Below are 1897 nucleotides of genomic sequence, written 5' to 3'. Positions count from 1 at the left end.
AATCCAACGACACCACCAACAGGTGAAGGGAATAATGGAGAAAATCCGACGACACCACCAACAGATGAAGGTAATAATGCAGGATCTGGACAAACTACAACGGATAATCAAAATGCAAAAGAAACAACAACTGTAAGTGAAAAGAAAGAAGAACGTGATTTACCGAAAACAGGTACAAGTGTTGCTTCTACAATTGGAGCTGGATTGGCATTTATTGGAGCTGGATTCCTTCTGTTATTTAGAAGAAAAAAAGCAAATAGATAGTGGAGAAATATAAAAAGGATTACCGATTCAGGTAATCCTTTTTAATATATTATGAAAGTGTTACTGCTTTTTCTTTCTTCCATGAAAGGCCAAATCCAGTAAAGCCGACGATAATCGTTACGACTGGACAAGCTAAGCAGAAGATTGCGAATGGAACGTAATCAAAAGTTGGAACGCCAAGGACGTTCGATAAGAACACGCCACTTACTCCCCATGGTACGAGCGGGTTAATAACTGTACCTGCATCTTCTAATACACGTGATAAATTACGACGTTCTAAACCGACTTCATCATATTTATTAGCGAATGCTTGTCCTGTTAAAACGATAGATAAGTACTGCTCACCAAGTAAGAAGTTCACACCGATTGCAGTTGAAGCAGTAGAAATAATTAAGCGTGTGCTAGTTTTTACGAAGCTAGAGATGATATTCATTAGCTGCGTAATAATACCCATTCCTTGTAATAATCCTCCCATACAAAGAGCTAGGAAAATAAGAGCGATTGACATCATCATACTTTGCAGGCCACCGCGAGATAATAAGCTATCAATATCTTTCATACCAGTTTTAGAAACGTAACCGTCTTGCATAATTTTCATTAAATCAGTTAAAGAAGTACTAGGTTTAAATATAAAGAGGATAATGATTCCTACTATAATTCCAGCAAGTAATGTTGGAACTGCTGGAACTTTTTTAAATGCGAATAGGAACAGTAATAAAATTGGAATAAGTGTAAAGATAGAAATCGTTGCATTTTTCTCTAATGCGCTAATGAAGTTTGTGAAGTCAACGTCTCCACTAGTACCGCTTCCTAAAATGAAAAATGCGATAAAAGCAATAATGAAAGCTGGAACTGTTGTCCAAAGCATGTTACGAATATGCTCAAATAAATCTACACCCGTTACAGCTGGCGCTAAGTTTGTTGTATCAGATAAAGGAGACATTTTATCTCCAAAGAATGCACCAGAAATAATTGCACCAGCGATTAGAGCAGGATCGTATCCGAGAGCACTACCCATGCCCATAAAGGCAAGTCCTACAGTTGCGGCAGTTGTAAAGGCACTACCGATACTTGTTCCAACAATTGCACAAACAACAAAAACAGTTGGAATGAAAATTTTTGGAGATACAAGCTGGAAGCCGTATACCATTAAAGTTGGAATTGTTCCAGCAGCGATCCAAACACTAATTAATACGCCTACAAGTAAGAATATAAAAATAGATGGAATACCAGCTGAAATACTACTTATCATTCCTTTTTCCATCGTAGACCAATCAATTTTTTTCATAAATCCAAATGCTAATAAAAGAACGATACCAAATAAAATTGGGATGTGTGGTGAAACTTCTAATTTGATAACACTAAAGCCAATGCAGAAAAAGATAAATACTGTTAAAAGAACAGATTCAATTTTTGAAACCATTGTTTTCCCCTCCTAAGTAATCTAAAATAGCTCTTTTTTATATAAAATTCGCCAATATTGTTTATTTCCTTCTAAATTTTAGAATTTTGTGACAAATTACCAGTAATTGTTGTTTCTTTAATATGATACGGAAATGATTGGATAAAAAAACGTCCCTGCATATAATTATGCAGGGACGAAGAAATCGCGGTACCACCCTAGCTTGTGAAA

The 1897-nt window shown here is 35.9% G+C and carries 2 protein-coding genes; one reads left to right on the top strand and one right to left on the bottom strand.

Annotated elements, in window-relative coordinates; genetic code table 11:
* On the top strand, nucleotides 1-264 hold a 264-nt coding region (locus MR079_RS28165), incomplete at its 5' end, for an LPXTG cell wall anchor domain-containing protein (protein ID WP_242295069.1).
* 49 nt (nucleotides 265-313) lie between these two features.
* Here MR079_RS28165 and nhaC read toward each other — a convergent pair.
* The gene (nhaC, locus tag MR079_RS28160; RefSeq protein ID WP_000253747.1) at nucleotides 314-1687 is read right to left on the bottom strand and encodes a Na+/H+ antiporter NhaC; all 1374 of its coding nucleotides are present in this window, start codon (nucleotides 1685-1687) and stop codon (nucleotides 314-316) included.
* Nucleotides 1688-1897: the final 210 nt, after the last annotated feature.

Origin of the sequence: Bacillus cereus group sp. BfR-BA-01381 (assembly GCF_022663555.1) — a bacterium.
GTDB lineage: Bacteria > Bacillota > Bacilli > Bacillales > Bacillaceae_G > Bacillus_A > Bacillus_A pacificus.
Note: the sequence above shows the minus strand (reverse complement) of the source record. Positions and strands in the feature narration are given on the sequence as shown.